General features: G+C 41.8%; 1 protein-coding gene. It reads right to left on the bottom strand.

Going from position 1 to position 814, the window contains the following annotated elements:
• Nucleotides 1-814: transposase (locus RF645_RS12960; RefSeq protein WP_368819242.1), on the bottom strand; the 814-nt coding region annotated here is incomplete at both ends.

Raw genomic sequence — 814 nt, 5'->3', positions numbered from 1 at the left:
GGAAAAGTGCTTTCGTCAAATTTTCCATAATATGGAATTTGTCTGCGACAACAGTTGCTGCAGGAAGAGCCTTCTTTATAGCCTTGATGTAACACTTGCCCCTATCGCGAGTGATGGTGGACACATGATGATAGAGGCTCAGGACTTCAGCGACCTTTTCGGAGTCTCTAGAATCAATCAATTCCAACACTTGACCAGTGTCATGATTGACGATGGCACTACCATACGAATAGCCTTTCCTTTTAGCAAAATCGTCTATACCAATGTTGGTTGCCGTCCTATCTGAAGCTAGTTTTATATTCTTGAGATGATTGATACATGTGTTGGGGCAGCAATGTATTCCCATATCCGACAATATTCTGGAAGCTGAGACTGATGACATCTGTAAGTGCACTTGGTTCATTAGTCTTGTACAGTCAATGGAAAATCTAGCATACTTGTTGAGCCAATCGGGCTGTTGCTCTGTAAAGAAATGACCATCGGCCTTACAGTGAAATTTACGCATATACAAAATCAGTGTAAAACGTTTTCCACCGAGCGGAGGCATGGTTACTTTCCTTTTTTGCCAGCCACGGGTATGATGTGTCTCGATATGGCAACGATCACAGCAAGCGCAAGTAGACTTGCTTTTTAGCGTCAGTGCCACTTCATCCTCTGTGATGGTATAGTTGATTATAACGAAATTAGCAAAGTGGGGGATGAGGAAAGCAACGAGGTTTTCTCCCACTTCAAAAGCATTTAATTTTAAATCCGTTTGGTTGTTTCCTAAATTTTCTGTACCTTTGCAAATGTTAGCGATTGTCTCCATTGTAAG

Source organism: Kocuria sp. CPCC 205260 (assembly GCF_040981045.1).
In the GTDB taxonomy this organism is placed as follows: Bacteria; Actinomycetota; Actinomycetes; order Actinomycetales; family Micrococcaceae; genus Kocuria; species Kocuria palustris.
This window is presented reverse-complemented; position numbering and strand designations above follow the sequence as displayed.